This window comes from Exiguobacterium sp. s141, assembly GCF_018618085.1.
GTDB classification, from domain to species: Bacteria; Bacillota; Bacilli; order Exiguobacteriales; family Exiguobacteriaceae; genus Exiguobacterium; species Exiguobacterium mexicanum_A.
Map to the genome: position 1 here is coordinate 428,139 of NZ_JACSLJ010000002.1, position 26,750 is coordinate 454,888.

Genomic DNA, 26,750 nt, shown 5'->3' on the forward strand with positions numbered 1-26,750 from the left:
CTTTAGGCGCCTTCGCTTTCCACAGGCAATCCCGGAGCCGCATCGCGACTAGCGTCGCTGCTGGGTCTCCGTCGGATTGCTATCCTGTAGGAGTCTCCGGCGCCACGGACAAGCAATCTTTCATCTTTACGTATTAGAGGAAAACCAAAAAGAAGCAGGACCAACCTATGTCCGGGCCGGCACCCGAACTCCTAGGGGAGAGCGATGCAAGGATGACCCCGTAAAGTGCGGTACGCACTGTGGAGGCATCCGCATCGCCCCAGGAACGGAGGGTGCCGGCGAAGGCGATAGTAAGCATCGATTTCTATGCAAGTCACAAACAAGACCACGTCATGTGACGTGGTCTGAACTCATTGCTGGAGTGATTTGACGAGCCGCTCATCCGGCGTGACGTACACCGTCTGCTGATCCGTATAGATGACGAATCCAGGCTTGGCGCCGCTCGGCTTTTTCACATAGCGCGCTTTCGTGTAATCGACCGGCACACCGCTCGAGGCACGGGCCTTCGAGAAGTAGGCGGCGACTGTCGCGGCTTCGAGCAGCGTCGTCTCGTCGGGTTCGCTCGAACGGATAATGACGTGTGAGCCGGGAATATCTTTCACGTGGAGCCAAATCTCGTCGCGACGTGCGAACTTGAACGTCAAATGATCGTTTTGCGTATTGTTCTTCCCGACGAAGAACTCTGTCCCCGTCGACGACGTATACGCTTCGAGCGAAATTTTCTTCGTCTGTTTCTTCTTTTGATTCCGTTGTTTCATATAGCCGCCTTCAGCCAATTCTTCTCGAATCTCGACGATATCGGCAGGTGAGGCGACATCGAGTTGGGCGACGAGCGTCTCTAAATACTGAATCTCGGCGTCGTTCAATTCGATTTGCTTTTGCACTTCGATTTTGGCGACTTTCAACTTGTTGTATTTCTTATAGTAAGCTTGTGCGTTTTCGTTTGGCGTCTTGAGCGGATTGAGCGGGATGTCGATCATACCGCCTTCTTCGTCGTAGTAGTCGACGACGTGAGCGACGGTCATACCTTTCTCGAGTTGGAACAAGTACGTCGTCAACAGTTCACCGTATTTTTGGAGCTCATCGGACCGTTCCGTCGCCTTCAAGTCGTCGAGCAGACGCTTCCGCTTCAAGATGTTCTTCTCGAGCTCGGACTTGAGCAAACGTTCGACATCATGCGCCTGTTGTTTGACGCGGTCCCGGTTCGCTTTTTCATAGAAGAAGCGGTCGAGGACGTCTTTGCTCGTCTCGTAGCGTTCTTCGGCGGCAATCTCTCCTGACGTGAGCACGATCGGACTGAAACGTTCTTTTCCGGAAGCGAGCTGTTGGAAAACGAACGGTCCTTCGAGGTCGGCCATCACACCGATGAACGCCTCTTCGATGCTCGCCCTGTTCGGGAGTTTGGCCCGATGGACGATTTCTTGTGCAATCTGCGGGCTCAGGCCTGCGAAACTGGCGACAAGTTGTTTATCAAGTTTTCCGGCGTTCCAATCGATTCGCTTCAAGCCCGCTTCACGTTCTGTCAACGGGTCGCACTTGTCTTGGGCCGGCGGCAATAAGTAATCGCTGCCCGGCATGATTGTCCGGTACGTGTTCTGTGACGGTGGCAAGTGCTTGATCGCGTCCAAAATTTTGCCGTCCTCGTTCGTTAACACGACGTTCGAGTGCCGTCCCATCAATTCGATATACACTTTCTTGTTCTCTTCGTCGCCGAGCTCGTTTCGTGAACGAATCGACAAGACGATGACACGGTCGCGTCCGATTTGTTCGACCGCCGTGATGAAGCCACCTTCGATATGTTTGCGGAGCATCATGCAAAACATCGGGGGTTCTTGCGGGTTCTTGGTCGGATTATCCGTTAATTGGAGCCGCGCGTACATCGCGTTCGCCGAAACGAGCAATTGGACGCTTTGGCGGTTCGATCGGACTTGAATCATCAAGTCGAGGGAATACGGTTGGTGCACGCGATTGATTCGCCCTCCGACAAGAGCTTGTAATTCTGTTACAACACGATATGTCATTAATCCATCATATGCCACTAGTCTCATCACCTTTGTTCTTTTTCTGTCTCTACGTTATCAGATTCATGGAAAATATGGTACGATGAAGTAGGAAATCCGAACTTCTTCTTGCCGGAACAATTGATTGACTGCTATTATAATTAAATGTGATGTTAGAAGATGGAGGTCTTGCAGTGAATTTTAAAGAACGAGGATTATTAATCGTCTTGTCTGGCCCGAGTGGCGTCGGTAAAGGGACAGTGTGCCGCGTGCTCCGTGAGGAAGAGGACAACAACCTTCAATATTCGGTCTCGGCGACGACCCGGAAACCGCGTGAAGGGGAAGTGGAAGGCGTGCATTACTTCTTTAAGACGAGAGAACAATTTGAAGACATGATCGAGCACGATCAATTGCTCGAACACGCTGAATTTGTCGGCAACTATTATGGGACACCGGTCGAATGGGTTCGTGAGACACTCGAGAGCGGAAGAGACGTCATCCTTGAGATTGAAGTCCAAGGTGCTTTCCAAGTGAAAGAGCGTTTCCCGGAAGCGGTCTTTTTATTCTTGGCTCCGCCAAGCTTGCAAGAATTACGCAACCGCTTAGTCGGTCGAGGTACGGAATCGGAAGATGTGATCAAGCAACGCTTGCTCGTCGCCCGGGAAGAAATTGAATTGATGGATGCATACGATTACGTCGTTACGAATGATGAAGTGGACAAAGCGATTGATCGTATCAAAGCGATCGTGACGGCCGAACATTGTAAACGTGAACGTGTCGCATCTCTCTATAAAAAAGCCATGATGGAGGTCATTTAATGTTATACCCTTCGATTGATGCCTTACAACGTATCATCCCGTCGAAATACACGATCGTGACGGTGGCCGCGAAGCGGGCCCGCCAAATCCAGGACGGAAAAGCACCGAAAGTCGCCGCGCCAAAATCGTATAAGCCGGTCGGTCAAGCGCTAGAAGAATTGTATTCGGGTGACACGACAATCATCACGAACGAAAAAAACAACGGATGAAGTGTGACCCAAGTCGGATACGACTTGGGTCTCATTGTCTATAAGGGGGAGAATTGTGAATGTTGAACGATCGGAATATCTTGCTTTGTGTGAGCGGTGGGATTGCGGCGTATAAGGCGTGCGCGCTCACGTCGAAACTTGTCCAGGCTGGTGCGAACGTTCGGGTGGCAATGACCGCGTCAGCCGAAGAATTTGTCGGGAAAGCGACGTTTCAGGCGCTCAGTCGAAACCCGGTATACACCGACGTGTTCGAGGAACATGACCCGACCAAAATCGCCCACATCGACGTTGTCGATACGAGTGACTTGATCGTCGTCGCACCTGCCACGGCGAACATGATCGCGAAACTCGCGGCCGGTATTGCCGATGACTTCATCACGACCTCAATCTTAGCGGCGAAATGCCCGGTCATCGTCTCACCGGCGATGAACGTCAATATGCTTGAACATCCGGCCACACGTCGCAATATCGAAACGCTCAAAACGTTCGGTTATCAAATCATCGAGCCCGGTGTCGGCAACCTCGCCTGCGGCTGGATTGGGGGGGGACGTCTACCGGAACCGGAAGACCTCGTCCGGATTATCGAGAGCCAGTTTGTCCCGAAACATCTGCTCGGGAAGCAAGTATTGATTACGGCAGGGCCGACGGTCGAACGCATCGACCCGGTCCGCTTTTTATCGAATGACTCATCAGGCAAGATGGGCGTCGCGCTCGCCGCGGCTGCCCGCGATATGGGCGCACACGTCACGCTCGTCCACGGACCGCTGCAAGTACCCGTACCGGACGGCGTGACCGCCATCGCCGTCGAATCAGGCACGGATATGCTCGAGACGGTGCTCGCGCGTTTCGATGACCAAGACCTCGTCATCAAATCGGCCGCCGTCGCCGACTATCGCCCGAAGACGGTCCATAGCGAGAAACATAAAAAAGTGCACGGCCCGTTGACGATCGAACTCGAAGAGACGACCGATATCTTGAAGACGCTCGGGGAGAAGAAGACGCATCAGCTCCTCGTCGGTTTTGCGGCAGAGACGGAGAATCTCGAGCAACACGCCCGCGATAAAATCGCCCGTAAGCGGGTCGACTACCTCGTCGCGAATGATGTGTCGAAGCCAGATATCGGCTTCCGCTCTGACGACAACGAGGTCATGTTGTTCCGCGCGGACGGGGCTCATGTCCGCTTGCCTCGTCAAAGCAAACGCGAGCTCGCCGTCGAGTTGCTCACCCACTTTAAGGAAGATTTGCGATGATCGCCCACGTCCATGTCGATGCGCCCGTCATCACAATCGACCGTCCGTTCGATTATGAGGTCCCATCCCAGTTCGAGACATTGATCGAACCGGGCATGCGTGTCTCGGTCCCGTTCGGCTCACGACGCCTGCTTGGAATCGTCACCGGTGTCTCAGAAGGGACGCGTGAAGGCTTGAAACCGCTCGAAGCCCTATTAGATGAAGAATCATCACTGACGGACGAGTTGCTCGACTTATCGACCCATGTGAAAGAGACGACGCTCTGTTTCCGGTCGTCGGCGCTTCTCGCGATGCTACCGGCGGCGCTGAAAGTGAGTTACGACAAAGAAATCAAAGGCGAGACGCTCCCAGACGGCGTTCGAGCCGGTACCCATCTTTCGGAGTATCCGAAAGAGACGCAGTCCATCATCTTGGCGCTCGCCAAAAAAGGGGACATCTTGCTCGCGCCGGTGTTAAAAGAGAAACGGACGGTCAAGACGGACCTCGTCATCGAACTGATTGATGCGACTGTCATCCCGGGCCGTGCGAAGAAACAACAAGAAGCGATTGAGTTGCTAAAGGACGTACCGCGCATGTATTGGTCGTCGTTACGCCAAATCGGGCTATCGCGCGCCCAACTGCAAAAAATGGAGTCGCTCGGTGCCGTCAAAGTGACCGAGGTCGAACTGAATCGCGACCCGTATGCCACGATCGAACAGGTCGTTGAGACGGTCCAATTGAACGAGAGTCAAGCGACGGCCGTTCATGCCATCCGTGACGCGGAGGCCGGGGAGACGTTGCTCCTGCATGGGGTCACCGGCAGCGGGAAGACAGAAGTCTATCTCGAAGCGATCGGTCAAGTCGTCGATGAAGGCAAACAGGCGATTTTGCTCGTACCGGAGATTTCGCTCACGCCGATGATGGTGAAACGGTTCAAGCGCCGTTTCGGCGACCGGGTCGCTGTGCTTCATAGCGCCTTGTCGCAAGGGGAAAAATATGATGAATGGCGGAAGATCAAGCGGCGTGAAGTCGATGTTGTCGTCGGGGCACGCTCGGCCATCTTCGCCCCGCTTGAGAACATCGGCCTGCTCATCTTAGATGAAGAGCATGAGACGACGTACAAGCAAGAAGAGAACCCGCGCTATCATGCGCGTGACGTTGCGATTTGGCGGGCCCGTTACCACGGTTGCCCGGTCGTCCTTGGTAGTGCGACCCCGTCACTCGAGTCTTACGCCCGCGCTCAAAAAGGTGTCTATCGCTATCTGCAATTGAGTGAGCGATACGGGGGCGAGATGCCGCCGGTCCATATTATCGACATGCGACGTGAACTCGCCAAAGGCAACACGACGATGTTCTCAGAAGATTTATTTGTCGCCATCAACGACCGCATCGCCAAAAAAGAACAGTGTGTCATCTTGCTCAACCGTCGTGGCTTCACGACGTTCGTCATGTGCCGCGACTGCGGGGAAGGACTCACTTGTCCGCACTGCGCCGTCAACTTGACGTATCACCAACATGGTGACCGGCTCAAATGCCACTACTGCGGCTATGAGATTGGGATGCCATCAAAATGTCCGACATGTGACAGCAAGAAAATCAAACAGTTCGGCACCGGCACGCAAAAGATCGAGACCGAGCTGTTGAACCGCATCCCCGAGGCGCGGATCATCCGGATGGACCAAGACACGACGTCCCGAAAAGGGTCGCACGAGCAACTGTTGAAACGCTTCGAGGATGGAGAGGCCGACATTTTGCTCGGCACTCAAATGATCGCCAAAGGACTCGACTTCCCGAACGTCACGCTCGTCGGGGTGCTCGCGGCGGATGCGACACTCGGCATGCCCGATTTCCGGGCGACCGAGCGCACGTTCCAGCTCGTCACCCAAGTCGCGGGCCGGGCCGGTCGAGGAAGTCTACCAGGTGAGGCATACGTGCAGACGTACAATCCCGACCATTACGTCATCGAGACGGCGAGCGAGCACGACTATGAATCCTTTTTCGCTCGTGAGATGCAGTTGCGCCAAGTCGGCAACCATCCACCGTATTGGTACGTCACGCTCGTCACGTTCGCGGCCGAAAGTCCGCTCGTCGCCCAAGCCGAGGCCGAGCTGTTCGCCTCTGATTTCGTCGAGGCGCATGTGGCCCAGTCACGGCTGAATGGACCGATGCCGGCACCGTTGTCTAAACTAAAGAACTTGTTCCGCTATCAGTTGTTCATCAAAACGAAACATCCTGAGGCGCTATATCCGGTCCTCGCCGCGTTGCAACAGGCACGCGCGAAGGCGATCAGTAAAAAAGAGTATCAATTGAGTATCGACGTAAACCCATACGTATTCATGTGAGGTGGAACCAGATGTATAAAGTAGTAGAGATTCCAAATGAGATTTTACGGGTCACGTGTGATCCGGTGACGAAATTTGATAAAAAGTTGCGTCAGACGGTCGATCGACTGTTCGACACGATGTACGAATATGACGGCGTCGGCGTTGCCGCCCCGCAGGTCAACTTGAATCAACGGCTCGCCGTCGTCCATACGGATGATGAGACGGGACCGCTCGTGTTGATCAATCCAGAGATCATCGAGACGTCGGGAAGCGAGGTCGGCCTTGAAGGGTGCTTGAGCATCCCGGGAGAGTTCGGATTCGTCGAACGGCATGAGACGATCGTCGTCAAGACGCAAGATTTGAAGGGCCGCACCCAACAAGTGAAGGCGAGCGGTTTCTTCGCCCGGGCGATTCAACATGAGATCGATCATCTCGACGGGGTGTTGTTCACGGACAAACTCGCCGTGCCGGAAAAAGGGACGGATCAACGCATCGTCTTCATGGGCACTCCGACGTTTGCCGTATCCGTACTTGAGCGCTTGCTCGAAGAAGGATACAATGTCGTAGGTGTCGTCTCGCAACCGGACAAGCCGGTCGGACGAAAACGCGAACTGAAACCGACGCCGGTGAAAGAGTGTGCCCTGCGCCACAACATCCCGGTGTTACAGCCTGAAAAGGTGCGCACCGATTATGCGGACATCTTGGCACTTGAACCGGATTTGATCGTGACGGCGGCGTACGGTCAAATTGTTCCGACCGAACTGTTAGAAGCGCCGAAACATGGAGCCATCAACGTCCATGCCTCGCTCTTGCCGAAACATCGGGGTGGTGCTCCAATCCATCAAGCCATCCTCGACGGAGACAAAGAGACGGGCGTCACGATCATGTACATGGTCGATAAGCTCGATGCCGGCGATATGATTGCCAACACGGTCGTACCAATCGAAGAATTGGACACGGTCGGTACGTTGTTCGACAAGCTCGCGGTCGCAGGGTCTGACTTGTTAATCAAGACGCTTCCTGCTTTCCTTGCTGGTTGGATTGAAGCCGTGCCGCAGGACGAGCGTGACGTCACGTTCGCACCGAACATCAGCCGGGAGCGGGAACAGATTGACTGGACCCGTTCCGGCACAGACATTTATAACCATATCAGAGGGATGAATCCGTTCCCGACGGCGTATACGACAATTGCGGGTGAACGGGTCAAACTGTTCTTCGGGTCGAAGACGTCAGGGACGGGTGAACCGGGAACGATTGTACGGCTTGAAGAGGATGGGTTTGTCGTCGCGACAGGTGACGCGGTCGCTATTAAAGTGATCGATTTGCAACCATCTGGTAAAAAACGAATGGACGGGGCCACATTTATGCGTGGGGCCGGCCAAAAGTTACAAGTCGGCGATCGACTAGGAGGATAATATGAACGTACGAGTTGCAGCGCTTGATACGCTAATCAAAATCGAACAAGGCGGCGCCTATTCGACGATTGCGGTCAACGACCTATTGAAACAAAAAAAATTAGCGACGAAAGACGTCGGCCTCTACACGGAGCTCGTCTACGGGACGCTCGGTCGGAAACGGACGCTCGATTATATTTTAGAGAAGCGGGTCCAAAACCCGAAAAAATTGGACAAATTTGTCTTGCCGCTCTTGCGGATGAGCGTCTATCAACTGTTTTATCTCGACAAGATCCCGGATCGGGCCGTGTTGCATGAAGCGGTTGAAATCGCGAAAAAACGGGGCCATTCGGGAACCGGCAAGTTCGTCAATGGCGTTTTGCGCAACGTCGTCCGGGATGGGTTCCCGGATTTGAGCACGCTGCCAGACGCTGAACGGATTGCCATCGAACATAGCCATCCTGATTGGCTCGTCGCCGAATGGGTGGAGACGTATGGTGTCGAAGCGACCGAGGCGATGTGCAAATTGAATAACGAACCGGCGCCGGTCACAGTCCGGGTCAACCGCCAACGTGTCACCGTTGACGAGATGATTGAACGGCTCGCTGAAGTCGATGTCGTCGCCACACGGTCGGAACTATCCGCGGACGGGCTCGTCATCGAGTCCGGAAACGTTCACGCGACGGCGTTCATCGACATGGGCTTGTTGTCGATTCAAGATGAGAGCTCGATGATTGTCGCCGATGCGCTTCAAGCCGCGAAGACAGAACGCGTGCTCGATGCTTGTGCCGCCCCGGGCGGGAAAGCGATGCATACGGCCGAACGCATGGACGGCGGAACGCTCGTCGCGCTCGACTTGCATCCGCATAAAGCGAAGTTGATTGAACGACAAGCGAAGCGTCTGCATATCGATGGAGTGACCGCACTTGCCCTCGATGCCCGTCAGGCCGGTGACAAGTTTGAACCGGAGAGCTTCGATCGGATTTTGCTCGATGTCCCATGTTCAGGACTCGGCGTCATCCGCCGCAAGCCCGATATCAAATGGACAAAAGACAAATCTGCTCTCGCCGGACTGCCGAAAGTCCAGCGTGAAATCATCGACGCCGTCTTGCCACTCCTCAAACGAGGTGGTACGCTAGTGTACTCGACATGTACGATCGACCCGTCTGAGAATGAGCAACAGGCCGATTACATTTTGTCGAACGGATTGACGTGGGATGAGACACTCCAGGACCGTCTTCCACAAGTATTGCGCCCGATGGTGTCATCGGACCGCGCTGAACTCAAATTACTCCCGACGACGTTCGGGACGGACGGTTTCTATATCGCCGCATTCAAGAAAGAGGTATAAACATGAATCCAAAAGCAGTTGAAAAAAATCCATTGGTCGGTGCCAAGCCGTCACTCTATTCCCTCACGTATTCAGAACTCGAACAGTGGCTCATCGAAGCAGGAGAAAAATCGTTCCGCGCGAAACAGTTATATGACTGGATGTACGTCAAGCGTGTGACATCGTTCGACGATATGACGAACGTCTCTAAACCGCTCCGCGAGAAATTAGACGCGGCGTTCCAATTGACGACGTTGAAAGAACTCGTCCGTCAAGAATCACAGGACGGCACGATCAAGTTCTTGTTCGAGCTTCAAGACGGTTATTCGATCGAGACGGTGCTCATGCGTCACGAGTACGGCAACTCGGTCTGTGTCACGACACAAGTCGGCTGCCGGATTGGCTGTACGTTCTGTGCCTCGACACTCGGCGGTTTGAAACGTAACTTAGAAGCCGGTGAAATCACGGCGCAAGTCCTCGACGTCCAACGCGCACTCGACGCAAGTGGAGAGCGAGTCGACTCAATCGTCGTCATGGGTATCGGCGAACCGTTCGATAACTACGACGAATTGATGCGCTTCTTGCGCACGGTCAACCACGATGACGGCTTGAACATCGGTTCACGCCATATTACGGTGTCGACAAGTGGGATCGTACCGAAGATTTACAAGTTCGCCGATGAAGGGATGCGCATCAACTTCGCCATTTCGCTTCACGCGCCGACGACAGAGATTCGGACTCGTCTCATGCCGATCAACCGTGCCTACAACTTGGATAAGTTGATGGAAGCCGTCAACTACTATACAGAGAAGAGTGGTCGCCGTATCACGTTCGAATACGGTTTATTCGGTGGTGTCAACGACACGGAAGAACACGCCCATCAGTTGGCGGACTTGTTGAAAGGCGTCAAATGTCACGTCAACTTGATTCCAGTCAACCACGTGCTCGAGCGCGACTACGTCCGCACACCACGTAAACAAATTTTTGCCTTTGAAAAAGTGCTCAAAGACCGAAAAGTGAACGTGACGATTCGTCGCGAACAAGGTTCGGATATCGATGCGGCTTGTGGGCAGCTTCGAGCGAAGGAGCGCGAACAAGAAACGAGGTAATCAGGAAGATGGAATTAGCATACCGAACCGACCGGGGGCAAGTGAGAGCGCAAAACGAGGATGCCGTCTTGATTTTAGGGGACGAGCACGCCGGGATCGCACTCGTGGCCGACGGTATGGGAGGGCATGAAGCCGGGGAGGTCGCGAGTCAGCTCGTCATCGAGCAGTTTCGTCGTGCCTTCCCGACGCTTCCGGCCTCACCGATGGAGATGGAGAATTGGTTTCGCCACAACGTGGAACTGGCCAATGAGCAAGTGCTCGACTTCTCGAAACAAGCGAACCTGCTCATGATGGGGACGACGATTGCCGGTGTTTGCTGGCACGACGAGACGATCGTCATCGTCCACGTCGGGGATAGTCGTGTCTATGCCTTGCGTGACGATAAACTTCAGCAGTTGACAGAAGACCATTCCTACGTGAACGTGTTGAAGCAACTCGGGGAGTTGACCGAGGAAGAAATGCGCGTCCACCCGAAACGTAATATCATCACCCGTGCGATCGGCTCGAAAGAGCATGTCGAACCTGATCTGCAAGTGTTTGCCGAACCCGAGTTTGACACGATTTTAATCTGTACGGACGGCTTGACGACGCATTTGACCGATGACGAGATCAAGCAAGTCTTGGAACGTCCCGTCTCGGCGGACGTCAAGGCGGATCAATTGATCGATCGAGCCAACCGTTTGGGTGGGAGTGACAACATCACTGTTGCCCTCGTCCAGTTCACAGATAGAAAGAGAGGATGAATCCGATGCGAAGTGGAGAACGAATCAACGATCGTTATCGGATCGAACAGCAAATCGGCAGCGGCGGCATGGCAAATGTCTACCGGGCTCACGATGAGATTTTAAACCGAACCGTCGCCATCAAGGTGTTGCGATCTGAATTCTCGCATAATGAACAATTTATACGCCGGTTTGAACGAGAAGCCCATGCGGCGACGAGTCTGAACCATCCGAATATCGTCGCCATTTACGACGTCGGAGACGAACGCGACATCTATTACATCGTCATGGAACATGTCGACGGGATGACGCTGAAACAATATTTGCAAGAAGAGTACATATCTGTCGACGAGGCGCTTCGCATCATGGGACAGATTTGTGATGCGATTGACCATGCCCATGCGAATCGAATCATTCATCGGGACATCAAACCGCAAAACATGATGATCAATCAGAGCGGCAACGTCAAAGTGACGGACTTTGGGATTGCGGTGGCCATGTCGAACGCGACGCTGACCCATACGATGTCGGTCCTGGGGTCGGTCCACTACTTTTCCCCGGAGCAAGCGCGCGGAAAGTTCGCCGATGAGAAGTCAGATATTTATTCGCTCGGCGCCGTGCTCTATGAACTCGTGACCGGCCGGGTGCCGTTCATCGGCGAGACGCCGGTCGCCGTCGCGCTGCAGCATCTGCAAGACGACCCAATTCGACCGATGGATTTGAACCCGAACATCCCGCAAGCGCTCGAGAACTGTATTATGCAGGCGCTCGCGAAGTCACCGGGCGCACGTCATGCCTCGGTCGCCGCGTTCAAAAAAGATTGCATGACGTCACTTGATTCAGAACGTGCGAATGAACCGAAGCGGTCGAACGCTGAGCAAGATGCGTTTGATCAGACGCTCGTCATGGCGCCAGTCGTACCGGATGAGCCAAACGTCAAAGAGGCGCCCGAGCAACCGGTCGCAGTAAGTGAACCTGTGAAAGACAAACCGAAACGGAAGAAGAAGTGGTGGCTTTGGCTCTTGCTTGCGCTCCTGTTGATTGGTGGCGGGATCGGGGCTTACGTCATTGCTGACGAGATGTCCCGTGCCGTCGTCCCGGACGTCGTCGGCATGACGAGCGACGAGGCGACGACCGAGCTCGAAACGGCCGGTTTTGTCGTCGAGGCAACTGAACGGGCAAGTGACAACATTGCCGCTGGCGACGTCATCTCGCAGACACCGCAAGCCGGACGGAAGCCGAAACGTGGGACGACCGTGACAATCGTCGTCTCGGCCGGAAAAGAGACGGTCGAGATGCCGGATGTTGAAGGACTGTCCCAGTCGTCGGCCGAACGGACGCTCAAAGATCTTGAGTTCACGGATATCGAGATTCAGTCGGAGGCATCCGAGACGGTCGATAGCGGGGATGTCATCTCCCAATCGATCGCCCCAGGCAACGAGGTCGTCCCATCTGAAGAGACGGTGACGCTTGTCGTCTCGACCGGCAGTAATAAAATCGAACTCGCCAACTTGGCGGGCTATACGTTCGAGGAAGCGACGACGTATGCGGAACAGAATAGCTTGAAAATCGTCAAACGTGATGAGTATTCAACGAGTGTTCCTGCAAATCAAATCATCCGCCAACTCCCGACGGCAGGAACGGCAGTCGACCCGGGGACGGAACTGACCGTCATCGTGTCACAAGGGGTCGAACCGACCGACGTCTCAATCGAACGGGAAGTCAACGTCGAAATCGAGCCGCCGCCCGAAGGGGAAGAGGCTGAAGCGCTCGAAGTCGTCATTCGGACGGTCGATGCCCGTGGCGAAGTCGAGGTGTTGCGTGATAAGATAACGGAGACGACGACTTACTCGTATACGCTCGTCATCGCACCGGACGAAGTCGGAACCGCGACGATTGAAGTCGATGGCGAAGTTGTTCGCACGGATACGGTGACTTACGCACAAGCAAAAGAATCACAATGAAGAGGTGGCGTGCGCGTCGCCTCTTTTTCTAAGGAGGTAATGGAATGAAAGGTACGATTATTCGATTACAAGGCGGGTTTTATGACGTCATGACGGAAGAGAAACAAGAGATCCGTTGTCGCGCCCGCGGCAATTTCCGAAACCGGAACATCTCACCTGTCGTCGGCGACGATGTCGACATCCAAGACCAAGGGGATGGTACCGGTTATATATTGGCTGTTGACGAGCGGTCGAACCATCTCGTCCGTCCGCCAATCGCCAATATCGATCAAGCGTTCTTGTTATTCTCGGTAAAAGAGCCGGCGTTCTCGTTCCATCTGCTCGACCGTTTCCTCGTCTTGATTGAATCGAAGCAAGTCCATCCGATTATCGTTTTGACGAAAATGGACTTGTTGACGGAGTCGGAACGGGAGAAGATTCATGAAGCAGCGGCCTTATACCGTTCGATCGGCTATGAGGTCATCGAGACTTCGACCGAGGACGGATCGGGAATCGAACAAATTCGTGGGTCGTTTAAGGAGAAGACGAGCGTATTCGCCGGACAGACCGGGGTCGGCAAGAGCTCGCTCTTGAACGCGGTCGCACCTGAGCTTGAACTTGCGACCGGGAAAATCTCGAAATCACTCGGGCGCGGTAAGCATACGACGCGTCACGTCACGCTGATCACGCTTGCCGACGGGCTCGTGGCCGATACGCCTGGTTTCTCGAGCCTCGAGTTCCCAGAAGAACTCGAAGTCGAAGAGATGCGCTGGTGTTTCCCTGAGTTCGTCGAGCGGCACGATGACTGTAAATTCCGCGGTTGTGCCCATTTGAACGAACCAGGTTGTGCCGTCAAAGCGGCCGTCGAAGCTGGAGAAATCGCTTCCACCCGCTATGAGAATTATGTTACGTTTATGGCAGAGTTAAACGATAGACAACGGAGGTACTGACATGATTAAAATTGCACCATCGATTTTAGCGGCGGACTTCGCCAATTTAGAGGCAGAAGTGAAGGCGGTCCAAGAGGCTGGAGCGGATTACATCCATTTTGACGTCATGGACGGTCAATTCGTCCCGAACATCTCAATCGGCCTACCGGTGTTAGCGAGCTTACGGAAGAAGTCGGACATGGTGTTAGACGTCCATTTGATGATCGACCAGCCCGAACGGTTCGTCGAAGATTTTATCAAGGCCGGGGCAGACATCGTCACCGTCCACGTTGAAGCGACGAATCATTTGCATCGCGTGTTGCAACAAATCAAAGCGGCTGGCGCCAAGTGTGGTGTCGTCTTGAATCCGCATACGCCGCTGTCGTCGATTGAACATGTGCTCGGTGACGTCGACATGGTGCTCCTTATGACGGTAAACCCTGGCTTTGGGGGCCAGGCATTCATCGAATCGGTCGTCCCGAAAATTGCAGCGCTGAGCGAGATGCGCCAAGCGCGTCGTCTCGACTTTGAAATCGAGATCGACGGCGGTGTCAACGCAGAGACGGCGAAATTATGCATCGACGCTGGAGCTGATGTGCTCGTGGCTGGCTCAGCCATCTATAACGAGCCGAGCTATAAAGACGCAATCGATAGCATTCGTCACGCATCTCGTGTATAATCGTCAATAGAACAACAAATATTGTCGCAAGGGGTGTCACATTCTGTGGCTGAGAGGCATTTGCTAACCCTTTGAACCTGTTCCGTTCACACGGACGTAGGGATGTGGCGAAAATGCACGTTGCTACTCGATAGCAGCATGGCGTTTACGTCATGCTGCTTTTTGTCGTTCGCTCATATAATTAGGAGGGAATAAGATGAAACAACGTTTAAAACTACAGGCGCTCATTGAAATCTCATTGTTCGCCGCACTCGGCTTGATCTTTGATTTGCTCATCCCGTTCCGGATGCCGCAGGGTGGATCGATCAGCCTGGCGATGTTGCCAATCTTCGTGATGGCGTACCGCCATGGATTAAAAGGAGGACTGGCGACAGGAGCGCTCGTCGGAACGTTGCAACTGCTGTTCGGGGCTTACATCTTCACGCCGGTCCAGTTCCTGCTCGACTACACGTTCGCTTATGGTGTCGTCGGTATGGCCGGACTGTTCGCCGGACAAGTGAAACGAGCCGCCAAGGACGAGGCGAAAAAGACGCTCGTCGTCTACTTGGTGCTCGGGGCGCTCCTCGGTTCTTTGCTTCGCTACGGCGCCCACGTTTTATCAGGGATCGTTTTCTTCGCCGAGTATGCGGAAGGGCCGGTCGTTGCCTATTCGTTTGCTTATAACATGACGTATATGTTGCCGTCCTTCCTCGTGTCGGCCGTCGTCCTCGTTCTCTTGTTCGTCTCGGCACCACGTTTCGCCACGCTCGCGACCCGGGACGTCCGCTAATGCGGGTGCTGATCGTGGCGGCCAGCCCGGAACCAATCTCGGGACTCCCTCGTGACGTCGATTACATCATCGGCGTCGACGGGGGGTACGAGACACTGTTGAACCAAGGGCTGAACCCGGATCTCGTCGTCGGCGATTTCGACTCTTTCACGGGCGAAGTGCCGATCGACGCCGTCCGTTACCCATCTGAAAAAGATGTGACCGACCTTGAGATCGCGCTCGAGGCGGCCCGTGGACACGGGGCGACGGAGATGCTCGTGTACGGCGCTCTCGGTGGACGCCTCGACATGACGCTCGGTAATATTGGGCTGCTCGAGGCGTATCCAGAGATGTGTTTGTTCACGGCCGGGCAAACCGTTCGTCTTGTCGGAACCGGGCGTCACGAGCTCCCACGTCAAGACGATCACTATTTGTCGCTCGTCCCGTGGAAACGGGCGAACGTGTCAATCCGTGGCGTCAAATATCCGCTCGACCACCACGATGTCGTCAGCCATGAGGCGCTCACGATCTCGAACGAGTGGGCCGGCGAATCAGCGGATTTGATTGTGCATGAAGGCACGGTGCTCGTGCTGTATATCAAAAAATGAACACAAAAAAATCCCATCGGCGAATGCCGCTGGGATTTATTTCGTTCGTGTATAAAAATTATACGCGTTCAACGAGACCTGATTTAAGAGCGCGAGCTGAAACCCAAACTCGTTTAGGTTTACCGTCAACGAGAATACGAACTTTTTGTACGTTTACACCCCAAGTGCGTTTTGTCTTGTTGAGTGCGTGCGAACGGTTGTTACCTGATTTAGGTGATTTACCTGTTACGTAGCATTTACGTGCCATGCGTTTCCCCTCCTTTTTTATGTGGGTTCGTCCTAATAGACACTCGTTTATATTAGCACGGGTTTTTTCACGATGCAACTAGAAAATCATAGGATGACAAGAAAAAAACTTGACATTACTGGAAAGGATTTTAATAATGAATGAGGGTTACGGCTACAATTGACCGAGTTTATGGAGCAGGTTCTTTTAATAACTAGGTACTTATTGTAGAATGTAGTGAAGGAATCATTCCGAATGAAGGAGGCTACTCCATATGGCAATTGAAATGAAGACAACATATGGCAATATTGACATCACGAACGACGTGGTCGCAACACTCGCAGGCGGTGCGGCGATGGAATGTTTCGGCGTTGTGGGAATGGCGTCTCAAGCTCAATTGAAAGACGGGATTGCAGAACTATTGAAGCGTGAAAACTACGCCCGAGGCGTGGTCGTACGTCAAGATGGAGAAGACGTACATATCGACATGCACATCATTGTGAGCTACGGGACGAAAGTGTCGGAAGTCGCATACAACGTGCAAAGCCGTGTAAAATACACGCTCGGTGAAACTTTAGGATTAAACGTTTCGTCGGTAAACATATTCGTACAAGGCGTTCGTCTGACGAATGACTGACGAGAACGAAGGAGGATTTGGTGTGGGTTTAAAACGTTTAGATGGATTGGTGTTCGCGAACATGGTCGCGAACGGTGCAGCCAACTTGAGCCAGAATGCGGATTATGTAGATTCGCTTAACGTCTTCCCGGTGCCGGATGGCGACACGGGGACGAACATGAATTTGACGATGACATCGGGTGCGAAGGAAGTGGCCGCACTCAACACGGCAAATATCGCTGACGTCTCATCGAAGTTTGCACGTGGTCTCTTGATGGGGGCACGCGGGAACTCCGGTGTTATTTTAAGCCAATTGTTCCGTGGCTTCGGTAAAGCAATCGAAGGAAAGACCGAAGTGTCGACAGTCGATTTCGCTGAGGCATTGAAACGTGGTGTCGACACGGCATACAAGGCGGTTATGAAACCGGTTGAAGGAACGATTTTGACGGTTGCTCGTGAAGCGGCCGACGAAGCGCTCCGTGCTTCAGAGTCGACGAGCGACTTCAACGAGTTCATGGAACGTGTGATCGTGGAAGCGAAAGCTTCACTCGAGCGGACGCCGGACTTATTGCCGGTCTTGAAAGAAGTTGGCGTCGTCGATTCGGGCGGCCAAGGCTTGCTCGTTATTTATGAAGGGTTCCTTGCGAGCCTTGAAGGAAAAGAGCTCGAGAAGCCACATGCACCGGTCATGGATGCGCTCATCGAAGCCGAACATCATGCCCACGCCGCGCAAGGATTCATGTCGACCGAAGACATCGAGTTTGGTTATTGCACGGAAATCATGGTTCGTTTCCAAGACGCGAAGTTGAAGGATGCCCCGTTCAACGAGGATGCGTTCCGCAACGAACTGTCTGAACTCGGGGACTCACTCCTCGTCGTCGCAGATGAAGAGTTGCTTAAAGTTCACGTTCACGTCGAGACGCCAGGCGACGTCATCACGAAAGGACAGCGTTACGGTGAACTCGTCGCTGTCAAAATCGAGAACATGCGTCAACAGCACTCGACCATTTTAGAAGAAGAACACGGCGCGAACCAACATGGCGTCCAACCGACGGCTCCGAAGGCGAAAGCGCCATATGCGATTGTCACGGTCGCGATGGGTGAAGGTGTCAGCGACTTGTTCCGTTCACTCGGTGCGGCTCACGTCATCGAAGGCGGTCAGACGATGAACCCGTCGACGGAAGATATCGTCAAGGCGATTGAAGCGGCCAACGCGGATCATGTCTTCATCTTCCCGAACAACTCGAACATCATCATGGCTGCCGAACAAGCGGCTTCGGTCGCACCTTGCGGCGTCTCGGTCATTCCGACGAAGACGGTGCCACAAGGACTTGCGGCAGCGATCGCGTTCAACCCGGAAGCCGATGTCGAGACGAACGAAAGCGTCATGAAGACGGCGGCTAGTACCGTCAAGTCTGGTCAAGTGACGTATGCGGTTCGTGATACGAGTATCGACGGCGTCGAGATTCGTAAAGACGACCACATGGCGATCGCCGAGAAGAAAATCGTCGCCTCATCGGCCTCGAGCCTCGAAGCGGCGAAGAAATTAGTCGACGCCCTCGTGGATGCCGACGATGAGATCATCACGATCTTGACGGGCGAAGGTTCGTCAGCAGAAGACGTGGAGGCACTCTCGGCGTACATCGAGTCGAAGAACGACGAGATTGAAATCGAGGTTCATGACGGGAAACAACCGCTCTACTCCTACATTTTTAGTGTGGAATAAGCTGTAACTCAGCCCTACCTTCTGTATAATGAAGGTAGGGTTTTTTTGAAAGGGGGAAATGCGATGAAATATCGCAGTGTGTTTGATATCATCGGACCGGTCATGGTCGGTCCATCGAGTTCGCATACGGCCGGAGCCGCGCGCATCGGCCTCATGGCTGGGAAGTTGTTCGGGCGAACGCCACGACTCGCACACATCACGTTTTATGGGTCGTTCGCCGATACGTATCGGGGGCACGGTACCGATGTGGCCATCGTCGGTGGGATCATGGGCTTCGATACGTTTGATTTGCGAATCCCGCAAGCGCTCGATATCGCGAAAGAGCGCGGCATCGAGGTCGTCTTTGAGACGAGCGATGCGCTGACGGACCATCCGAACACGGCCCGCGTCCGGCTAGAAGACGAGGACGGTACGTTTGAAATCGTCGGGATTTCAATCGGCGGCGGGACGATCGAGATCACCGAGTTGAACGGATTCCCGCTCAAATTGTCGGGCGGCGGGCCGGCACTCGTCGTCTTGCACCACGATCGCTTCGGGGCGATCGCGGCCGTGACGGGTATTTTGGCCCGGCATGAGTTGAATATTGGGCACATGGAAGTGAGCCGTCATGAGAAAGGCAAGCAAGCGCTCATGGCGATCGAGATTGATGATCATTTGTCAAAAGACGTGTTAGCGGAAATCGAGCGGTTACCTCAAATCGAGCGGGTAGCCATCTTTGGGGAATAAGGAGACACCAATATGTTTAAATCAGTAGAAGAATTAGTCAGAACGGCAACGGAACGAGGGATTCCGATCTCAGAAGTGATGATTGAGCAAGAAGTGCACGTCAGACGCTCGACGCGTGAAGACGTCGTCGGCATGATGGAACGCAACCTCGAGGTGATGGAAGAAGCGGTTGCGCGGGCACTCGAAGGCGTGACGTCTGTGACGGGGTTGACGGGGAATGACGCCGTGCTCATGACCGACTATATCCGCTCGGGCAAGTCGCTCGCTGGGGATTTGATTTTAGACGCGGTCGCCAAAGCGATCGGGACGAATGAAGTCAACGCGGCGATGGGACGCATCTGTGCGACCCCGACGGCCGGCAGCGCCGGTGTCGTACCGGGTACGTTGTTTGCGGTCAAAGAGCGTCTGGAAATGGACCGTGACGCGATGGTCCGCTACTTGTTCACGTCTGGTGCGTTCGGGTTCGTCGTAGCCAACAACGCCTCGATTTCAGGGGCGGCCGGTGGTTGTCAGGCGGAAGTCGGTTCGGCGACCGGAATGGCCGCGGCGGCCATCGTCGAAGCAGCCGGTGGGACGCCGGAACAATCGGCGACGGCGTTTGCGATCGCCTTGAAAAACATGCTCGGTCTCGTCTGTGACCCGGTGGCGGGTCTCGTCGAAGTGCCGTGTGTCAAACGGAACGCCATGGGTGGAGCGAACGCGATTGTCGCGGCCGATATGGCCCTCGCTGGTATCACGTCTCGCATCCCTTGTGACGAGGTCATCTCGGCGATGCATGAGATCGGCCAGATGATGCCGACCGCTTTGAAAGAGACAGCCCGCGGTGGACTTGCCAATACGCCGACGGCCCGCCGTCTCGAACGAAACATCTTTGGAGAGAAAGAAAATGTCGAGAAGTGAGGCGCTGACGACGCTCAAAGGGGTCGGGCCAGAGATGGCCAAAAAATTAGAGACGATGGGTCTCGAACGAATCGAGGACGTGCTGGAGCACGTTCCGTTTCGTTATGAAAATTATAATAGCGGCACGGTAACGACGGCCATCCACGGCGACCTCGTCAAATGGAGCGGTACCGTCCAAGCGGAACCGCTCGTCCGTTATTACAGTAAAGGCAAGAACCGGCTCCAATTTCGGCTATTGCTCGAGGAACGCTACGTCGTCCACGTGACGATGTTCAACCGGGCGTTCTATAAAGACAAGCTCACGCTCGGCGCCACCGTGACGGTCAAAGGGAAATGGGACATGAACCGGATGACAATCAGCGCGACCGACCTCGAGTTCGGTGAACTGTCGGACGGGCTGCAACCGATTTATTCGCTTCGGGCCGGGTTGACCCAGAAGAACTTCAGCCGGATCGTCAAGCTTGCGTTTGAACAGACGACCTCGTTCGAGGACCGCCTGCCGGAATTGATTCGGCAACGCTATCGTCTCGAGGATCGGGAGGCGATGTTAAAAGGGATGCATTTCCCTGATTCGGTCGAGACGTACAAACAGGCACGCCGCAGTTACGTCTATGAAGAATGTCTGCTCTATCAATTGAAGCTTCAGGCGTTCCGGAAGATGGAACGGTCGGGTAAAGGCCGTGCCCTCACGCTCGATAAGCCTCAATTGAACGAATTCGTCAAACAACTTGCGTTTCCGTTGACCGGGGCGCAGACGCGTGTCATCCGGGAAATCGTCGGGGATTTAGAAGTGCCAGAACGAATGAATCGGTTGCTACAAGGGGATGTCGGGAGCGGAAAGACAGTCGTTGCCGCGATCGCCTTGTATGCGACGGTGAGCGCCGGCTATCAAGGGGCGCTTATGGTCCCGACCGAAATTTTGGCTGAACAGCATCTCGCCTCGCTTCAAGCGCTGTTTGAGCCGTACGGGATTCGAGTCGGTTTATTGACGAGTTCGGTCAAAGGCAAGGCCCGTACTGAGTTGCTTCAGGCCATCAAAGCGGGGGACGTCGATATCATCGTCGGGACGCACGCCTTGATCCAAGGGCCGGTCGAGTTCTCGCGCCTACATTTAGCCATCACCGACGAGCAACACCGGTTCGGAGTCGAACAGCGCAAGATGCTCCGTGACAAGGCGGAGCTCGCCGACGTGCTCTATATGACGGCGACACCGATTCCACGGACGCTCGCCATCAGTGCTTTCGGCGAGATGGACGTTTCGACGATCGATGAGATGCCGGCCGGCCGGAAACCGATCGAGACGTATTGGGCCAAGACCGACCAAATAGACCGGGTCCACGCGATGGTCGACCGTGAACTGACGCTTGGACGCCAAGCGTACGTCATCGCGCCGCTCATCGAGGAATCGGACACGCTCGAGGTCGAGAGTGCGACCGCACTCTACGAAGTGTTGCGAGAACGCTTCCCAAATTACGCGGTCGGTCTCATGCACGGAAAACTGTCGAGCACCGAGAAAGATGACGTGATGAAGGCGTTCGCCAGCAATGCCCTTCAAATCCTCGTCTCGACGACGGTTGTCGAGGTCGGCGTGAACGTCCCGAACGCCTCGCTGATCATCATCCATGATGCGGAGCGGTTCGGCTTGGCGCAACTACACCAGTTGCGCGGACGCGTCGGTCGAGGCGCCGCCCAATCTTATTGTATATTGGTAGGAGACCCGAAGTCCGATGTCGGCAAACTTCGTTTGAAGACGATGACGGAGACGAACGATGGATTCGTCTTGGCCGAGAAAGACTTGGAATTGCGCGGGGCCGGTGATTTCTTTGGGACGGCCCAAAGCGGTCTTCCGAGCTTCCGCGTCGCCGATCCCGTACTTGATTTAAAAGTGATGGAGGTAGCGATGCAAGACGCGGTTCGTCTGCTCGGCAGCGAGGCGTTTTGGAATGAAGCGACGTATGCGCCGCTCCGTCAATACTTGAAGCGACTCGACTTACTCGTCGGTAGCCGCTTGGAATGAGAAACAACACTTGAAAATACAATCTAAAGAATATATACTGCTATTAGTACCAGGTATTAAGTTCTTTAGCATAGAGTTTAGGAGGGAACTGAATGCGGGTACCTAAGAAAGAGCGGCAACGCTTATTGCAAGAAACGATTGATCGTAACCCGTTCATCAAAGACGAAGAGCTGTCGAAGCAGTTCGCCGTCAGTATTCAAACGATTCGTCTCGATCGGATGGAGTTGAAAATTCCGGAAGTGAGAGAACGGATTAAGCATGTAGCCTCAGAACACCTCGATGAAGTGAAGTCGCTCGCCATGAGCGAGGTCATCGGTGATATGATTGACTTGAAGCTCGATGAATCGGCCATCTCGGTTCTCGACATTGAGAGAGAACACGTCTTTAGCCGCAACGAGATCGCCCGGGGACACGTATTGTTCGCCCAGGCCAACTCGTTAGCGGTGGCGCTCATCAATGATGAATTGGCGTTGACCACTAAAGCGGACATCCGCTTCAGTCGCCAGGTCCATCTTGGAGAGCGAGTCGTTGCCAAGGCTCGTGTGATCAAACTGCGTCGGGACGGAAGAACGGACGTCACAGTGGATAGTTATGTCGGCGAAGAGTGTGTCTTTAGCGGAGACTTCACGATTTATCGTCGCGGTGAGGAGGAACAGGCATGAAATTAGCAATTGATGCAATGGGCGGGGATCACGCCCCGAAAGCGATCGTGGAAGGCGTCAAGCAGTTTGCCGACGCATTCCCGAACGAATCGATGGAACTGTTTTTAGTCGGAGATGAGGTCAAACTCGCTTCGTACGGGTTGACCGACCCGCGAATCAAAATCGTTTCAGCGAGCGAAGTCATCACCGGGGACGACGAACCGGTCCGAGCCGTCCGTCGCAAAAAGGACAGCTCACTCGTCGTGGCGGCCAAACTCGTCAAAGACGGAGAGGCCGACGCACTCGTCTCGGCTGGGAATACCGGTGCTCTCATGGCGGCGTCACTATTCGTCATCGGACGGATCCCAGGAATCGAGCGCCCCGCGTTGTCACCTACGTTCCCTACATATACGGGTAGCGGTGTCGTCATTTTAGACGTCGGGGCCAACCCGGACGCGAAGGCCGAGCACTTGGTCGACTATGCGATCATGGGCTCGCTCTATGCCGAGCACGTTCGCGGCGTCAAACGTCCGCGGGTCGCGCTACTGAACATCGGGACCGAGGCTGGGAAAGGAAACGCCCTCACGAAAGAGGCGTACCCCCTCCTTGAACAAGCCCCGGTCCACTTTGTCGGCAACGTGGAAGCGCGCGAGGCGATGTCCGGTGATGTCGATGTCATCGTCACGGAAGGGTTCGCCGGAAACATCTTGCTCAAAGGTGTCGAAGGTTCGTCGTCGATGCTCATGAAGATGATGAAAGAGCAGTTCACGAGCGATCTCGTCTCGAAGCTCGCCGCTCTCGTCTTAAAACCGAAGTTGAAGCGATTGAAACAAACATTAGATTATCGGGAACACGGTGGGGCCGGCTTGTTCGGAATCAACGCCCCGGTCATTAAAGCACACGGTTCGAGCGACGCGCTCGCCATCATGAGCGCGCTCAAACAGGCGAAAATCATGGTCGATCACGACGTCGTCGCGAAAATCAAACAAGCAAAAGCTACAAACTAATTCAAAGAAGGTGAGTACATGGGGAAAACAGCATGGGTATTTCCGGGACAAGGGTCACAAGCCGTCGGCATGGGCCAAACGTTCCTCGACAATCCTGAACAACTGCAAGCGATCAACCGTCGCCTCGGATTTGATTTACTCGACGCCATGGCGGCAGGATCAAAAGAAGAGCTTCAACGGACAGAAGTGGCCCAACCGGCCATCGTGGCGCATGCGGCATCACTCGCACAAGCTCACGCCAAAACGGGGGCCACTCCAGACTTGGTGATCGGTCACAGCGTTGGAGAATATGCGGCACTCGTCGTCGCCGGCGTCATCGACTTGGAAGAAGCGAGCGTGCTCGTCCACGAACGCGGCAAGCTCATGTCAGAAGTGAAGGATGGGACGATGGCAGCCGTCATCGGTATGACCGATGTCGACGAAGCGTTCCATGTGACGGAGAAAATCAGTGCTAGCGGGAACCTTGTACAAATCGCCAACTACAACTGTCCGGGTCAGTTCGTCATCTCGGGGCATGTCGATGCGGTCAAACAGGCCGAAACAGACTTGAAAGAAGCGGGTGCGAAACGCGTCTTGCCGCTGAACGTCTCAGGGGCGTTCCACAGCTCCTACATGATGCCGGCCGCGACGCGGTTCAAAGATGTGCTCGCTTCTTCGCCGTTCAAACCGGCGGCGATTGGGATCATTTCCAACGTCGATGCGGATGTCCATACCGACCCGGAAAAATTGAAAGCACTTCTCACTGAGCAATTGTACGCCTCGGTCCGATTCGAAGCGTGTGTTCGTAAAGCGATCGACGCTGGTGTCGACACGTTCATCGAGTTCGGTCCGACGTCACCGCTGTCAGGTCTTATCAAACGGATCGATTCGAAAGTGACGATCAAACAGGCGACGACGCTCGAAGAGGTGGCCGCGTTAGGAGGAGAAGTACGTGCATGACCAAGTAGCAATCGTGACAGGCGCATCTCGAGGAATCGGGGCCGCCATCGCGAAGCGTTTAGGGGAGGACGGCTTTCGGGTCGTCGTGAATTACTCGGGTAGTGTTGAGAAAGCGAACGCCGTCGTCAGCGAGATCGAAGCGAACGGTGGCGAGGCCATCGCCGTCAAAGCCGACGTCTCGAGCAGTGATGATGTGAAAACACTCATCAAGACGGCGGTCGACACGTACGGCCGCATCGATTGTCTCGTCAACAATGCAGGCATCACGCGGGACGGTCTGCTTATGCGCATGAAGGAAGCTGACTTTGACGATGTCCTGTCGACAAACTTGAAAGGTGCGTTCTTGACGTCGCAAGCCGCGACGCGGACGCTCTTGAAATCGAAGGCGGGCCGCATCATCAATATCGCTTCGGTCGTCGGGATCACGGGGAATGCCGGTCAGGCGAACTACGCGGCGGCGAAAGCGGGGCTCATCGGGCTGACGAAGTCGGTCGCGCGTGAACTCGCCGGACGTCACGTGACGGTGAACGCCGTCTGTCCTGGTTTCATCCAGACGGACATGACCGACGCGTTGACAGATGCGCAACGCGAGGCGACGCTCGGTCAAATCCCGTTCAATCGCTTCGGTCAGGTCGAAGATGTGGCGAACCTCGTCTCATTCCTCGCCTCTCACCAAGCGGCTTACGTGACGGGTCAGACGATCGCCGTTGATGGCGGCATGACGATGGCTTAAAATCAGAACTTTACCAATCGAAACACATTTTATATACTTTAATTTGGAGGGATTTTATCATGACAACAGAACAAATCTTAGTAGACGTACAAGCAGCAGTGGCAGAGAAACTCGGGAAAGATGTATCTGAGATCACAGCCGACAAATCATTCAAGGATGACCTCGGTGCGGATTCGCTCGAAGTAATGGAAATGGTCATGGACCTTGAAGACAAGTTCGATATCACAATCGAAGACGAAGATGCTGAGAAGCTCGCGACTGTTGGCGACGTCGTCGCTTACATCGAAACTAAATTGTAATCAAGCCTCCCACCGCTCGTCATGAGCGGTGGGCTTGTGCTTATACACGGAGGGAATTATGACAAAGGACAAGCGACGGTTTGACCGTCAAGGGTCGGCGCAACGGCGTCGGCGAAATGAGCTCGAGCGGTCACGGATTCTCGAGCAGTTTAAAGTACTTGAAGAACGGCTGTCGGTTCGATTCACGAACCAAGACCTATTGATGCAAGCGTTCACCCACTCCTCATACGTCAACGAACAACGCGGTCTGAAAAAAGACAATGAGCGCTTAGAGTTTTTAGGCGACGCGGTGCTCGAGTTGACGGTGTCTCGGTTTTTGTATGAGACGTATCCGGAGCGCTCCGAGGGGGAATTAACGAAGTTGCGGGCGGCCATCGTCTGTGAGCCATCACTCGTTAACTTTGCGGAAGCCTATGCTTTCTCTGATTTTATCTTGCTTGGGAAAGGCGAAGAGTTGACCGGCGGACGCAAGCGTCCGGCGCTACTCGCGGACGTGTTCGAGTCATACATCGGCGCGCTCTATCTGGACCAAGGGATTGAACCAGTCGAACAGTTCCTCGCCGAAGCGGTTTTTCCGAAAGTCTTGGCCGGTGTGTTTGAAGAACAGACCGATTATAAGAGTCAGCTCCAAGAAAGCGTCCAGCGAGAAGGTCTCGGGCCTGTCTCGTACACGATTATCGAAGAGCGTGGTCCGGCCCATAGCCGGGAGTTCGTCGCCCATGCCCGTCTGTCAGACGATATCGTCGGCGAAGGCATCGGCCGATCGAAGAAAGAAGCCGAGCAACTCGCGGCGAAGGAAGCGTTGATTGAATTCAACCGGCAGTACGCCGGCCTATAAAAAAAGGAGTGGACCTCAATGGGTCCACTCCTTTTCTGTC

The 26,750-nt window shown here is 54.4% G+C and carries 26 protein-coding genes, 1 pseudogene and 1 riboswitch; of the genes and pseudogenes, 25 read left to right on the top strand and 2 right to left on the bottom strand.

All coding sequences use genetic code 11. From position 1 onward, the window contains the following. Positions 1-350: 350 nt before the first annotated feature. A complete protein-coding gene (locus KNP74_RS06725; RefSeq protein WP_214710578.1) occupies positions 351-2,039 on the bottom strand; it encodes an Rqc2 family fibronectin-binding protein in 1,689 nt (562 codons plus the stop codon). A 131-nt stretch (positions 2,040-2,170) separates the two neighbouring features. Here KNP74_RS06725 and gmk point away from each other — a divergent pair, with 131 nt between their 5' ends. The 14 genes and pseudogenes from gmk (at position 2,171) to KNP74_RS06790 (ending at position 16,042) form a co-directional block, all read left to right on the top strand. Beyond that, positions 2,171-2,818 (top strand): guanylate kinase, encoded by a 648-nt coding sequence (gene gmk / locus KNP74_RS06730; RefSeq protein ID WP_052090097.1) that lies wholly within the window; start codon positions 2,171-2,173, stop codon positions 2,816-2,818. Then, positions 2,818-3,027 (top strand): DNA-directed RNA polymerase subunit omega, encoded by a 210-nt coding sequence (gene rpoZ, locus KNP74_RS06735; protein WP_214710579.1) that lies wholly within the window; start codon positions 2,818-2,820, stop codon positions 3,025-3,027. Before gmk ends, rpoZ begins: the two co-directional genes overlap by 1 nt. Before the next feature lie 59 nt (positions 3,028-3,086). Next, complete coding sequence (coaBC, locus tag KNP74_RS06740) at positions 3,087-4,277, top strand: bifunctional phosphopantothenoylcysteine decarboxylase/phosphopantothenate--cysteine ligase CoaBC (protein ID WP_214763870.1); 1,191 nt, start codon at positions 3,087-3,089, stop codon at positions 4,275-4,277. Next, a complete protein-coding gene (gene priA, locus KNP74_RS06745; RefSeq protein ID WP_214710581.1) occupies positions 4,274-6,598 on the top strand; it encodes a primosomal protein N' in 2,325 nt (774 codons plus the stop codon). Before coaBC ends, priA begins: the two co-directional genes overlap by 4 nt. Positions 6,599-6,609: 11 nt before the next feature. Beyond that, positions 6,610-7,041 (top strand): annotated as a pseudogene (gene def / locus KNP74_RS15095) (peptide deformylase); the annotation flags it as partial. A gap of 39 nt (positions 7,042-7,080) precedes the next feature. After that, entirely contained in the window at positions 7,081-7,995 is a 915-nt protein-coding gene (fmt, locus tag KNP74_RS06750) for a methionyl-tRNA formyltransferase (RefSeq protein ID WP_308162237.1), read from the top strand. Between the two features lies 1 nt (position 7,996). Next, positions 7,997-9,325, top strand: coding sequence for a 16S rRNA (cytosine(967)-C(5))-methyltransferase RsmB (gene rsmB, locus KNP74_RS06755; RefSeq protein WP_034777128.1), 1,329 nt, complete (start codon positions 7,997-7,999; stop codon positions 9,323-9,325). 2 nt (positions 9,326-9,327) lie between these two features. After that, positions 9,328-10,413, top strand: a complete 1,086-nt coding sequence (rlmN, locus tag KNP74_RS06760) for a dual-specificity RNA methyltransferase RlmN (protein WP_034777130.1) — start codon at positions 9,328-9,330, stop codon at positions 10,411-10,413. Positions 10,414-10,421: 8 nt separating this feature from the next. Then, entirely contained in the window at positions 10,422-11,156 is a 735-nt protein-coding gene (locus tag KNP74_RS06765; protein WP_034777132.1) for a Stp1/IreP family PP2C-type Ser/Thr phosphatase, read from the top strand. 5 nt (positions 11,157-11,161) lie between these two features. Next, the gene (gene pknB / locus KNP74_RS06770; RefSeq protein WP_214763872.1) at positions 11,162-13,099 is read left to right on the top strand and encodes a Stk1 family PASTA domain-containing Ser/Thr kinase; all 1,938 of its coding nucleotides are present in this window, start codon (positions 11,162-11,164) and stop codon (positions 13,097-13,099) included. A gap of 44 nt (positions 13,100-13,143) precedes the next feature. Beyond that, entirely contained in the window at positions 13,144-14,028 is an 885-nt protein-coding gene (rsgA, locus tag KNP74_RS06775) for a ribosome small subunit-dependent GTPase A (protein WP_214710585.1), read from the top strand. 1 nt (position 14,029) lies between these two features. After that, entirely contained in the window at positions 14,030-14,686 is a 657-nt protein-coding gene (gene rpe, locus KNP74_RS06780) for a ribulose-phosphate 3-epimerase (RefSeq protein ID WP_034777139.1), read from the top strand. 19 nt (positions 14,687-14,705) lie between these two features. Next, a riboswitch (TPP riboswitch) is annotated at positions 14,706-14,806 on the top strand. 76 nt (positions 14,807-14,882) lie between these two features. Further along, positions 14,883-15,455, top strand: a complete 573-nt coding sequence (gene thiT, locus KNP74_RS06785) for an energy-coupled thiamine transporter ThiT (protein ID WP_021067081.1) — start codon at positions 14,883-14,885, stop codon at positions 15,453-15,455. Next, positions 15,455-16,042, top strand: a complete 588-nt coding sequence (locus KNP74_RS06790; protein ID WP_214763873.1) for a thiamine diphosphokinase — start codon at positions 15,455-15,457, stop codon at positions 16,040-16,042. The genes thiT and KNP74_RS06790 overlap by 1 nt, the downstream gene beginning before the upstream one ends. Positions 16,043-16,100: 58 nt before the next feature. Here the strand turns inward: KNP74_RS06790 and rpmB are convergent, their stop codons facing one another. Continuing rightward, a complete protein-coding gene (gene rpmB, locus KNP74_RS06795; RefSeq protein ID WP_015881349.1) occupies positions 16,101-16,289 on the bottom strand; it encodes a 50S ribosomal protein L28 in 189 nt (62 codons plus the stop codon). A 253-nt stretch (positions 16,290-16,542) separates the two neighbouring features. Here rpmB and KNP74_RS06800 point away from each other — a divergent pair, with 253 nt between their 5' ends. The 11 genes from KNP74_RS06800 to rnc all read left to right on the top strand — a co-directional run bounded on the left by KNP74_RS06800 (position 16,543) and on the right by rnc (position 26,710). Next, the gene (locus KNP74_RS06800) at positions 16,543-16,905 is read left to right on the top strand and encodes an Asp23/Gls24 family envelope stress response protein (RefSeq protein ID WP_016509701.1); all 363 of its coding nucleotides are present in this window, start codon (positions 16,543-16,545) and stop codon (positions 16,903-16,905) included. Between the two features lie 22 nt (positions 16,906-16,927). After that, the gene (locus KNP74_RS06805; RefSeq protein ID WP_034777143.1) at positions 16,928-18,610 is read left to right on the top strand and encodes a DAK2 domain-containing protein; all 1,683 of its coding nucleotides are present in this window, start codon (positions 16,928-16,930) and stop codon (positions 18,608-18,610) included. Positions 18,611-18,673: 63 nt separating this feature from the next. Continuing rightward, positions 18,674-19,336: an L-serine ammonia-lyase, iron-sulfur-dependent subunit beta gene (sdaAB, locus tag KNP74_RS06810; protein ID WP_214763874.1), complete on the top strand. Its 663-nt coding sequence runs from the start codon at positions 18,674-18,676 to the stop codon at positions 19,334-19,336. A gap of 12 nt (positions 19,337-19,348) precedes the next feature. Beyond that, a complete protein-coding gene (gene sdaAA, locus KNP74_RS06815; protein ID WP_214763875.1) occupies positions 19,349-20,236 on the top strand; it encodes an L-serine ammonia-lyase, iron-sulfur-dependent, subunit alpha in 888 nt (295 codons plus the stop codon). After that, positions 20,223-22,253 carry an ATP-dependent DNA helicase RecG gene (recG, locus tag KNP74_RS06820; protein WP_214763876.1) on the top strand — a complete coding sequence of 677 codons (2,031 nt, stop codon included), beginning with the start codon at positions 20,223-20,225 and terminating at the stop codon, positions 22,251-22,253. The genes sdaAA and recG overlap by 14 nt, the downstream gene beginning before the upstream one ends. A gap of 92 nt (positions 22,254-22,345) precedes the next feature. Beyond that, entirely contained in the window at positions 22,346-22,915 is a 570-nt protein-coding gene (gene fapR, locus KNP74_RS06825) for a transcription factor FapR (protein ID WP_021067087.1), read from the top strand. Then, entirely contained in the window at positions 22,912-23,901 is a 990-nt protein-coding gene (gene plsX, locus KNP74_RS06830) for a phosphate acyltransferase PlsX (protein ID WP_214763877.1), read from the top strand. The genes fapR and plsX overlap by 4 nt, the downstream gene beginning before the upstream one ends. Positions 23,902-23,919: 18 nt before the next feature. Beyond that, a complete protein-coding gene (gene fabD, locus KNP74_RS06835) occupies positions 23,920-24,840 on the top strand; it encodes an ACP S-malonyltransferase (protein WP_034777148.1) in 921 nt (306 codons plus the stop codon). Beyond that, positions 24,833-25,573 (top strand): 3-oxoacyl-[acyl-carrier-protein] reductase, encoded by a 741-nt coding sequence (gene fabG / locus KNP74_RS06840; RefSeq protein ID WP_214763878.1) that lies wholly within the window; start codon positions 24,833-24,835, stop codon positions 25,571-25,573. The genes fabD and fabG overlap by 8 nt, the downstream gene beginning before the upstream one ends. 59 nt (positions 25,574-25,632) lie before the next feature. Further along, complete coding sequence (gene acpP / locus KNP74_RS06845) at positions 25,633-25,872, top strand: acyl carrier protein (RefSeq protein WP_021067091.1); 240 nt, start codon at positions 25,633-25,635, stop codon at positions 25,870-25,872. 58 nt (positions 25,873-25,930) lie between these two features. Then, the gene (rnc, locus tag KNP74_RS06850) at positions 25,931-26,710 is read left to right on the top strand and encodes a ribonuclease III (RefSeq protein ID WP_138859619.1); all 780 of its coding nucleotides are present in this window, start codon (positions 25,931-25,933) and stop codon (positions 26,708-26,710) included. The last annotated feature ends 40 nt before the right edge of the window (positions 26,711-26,750 follow it).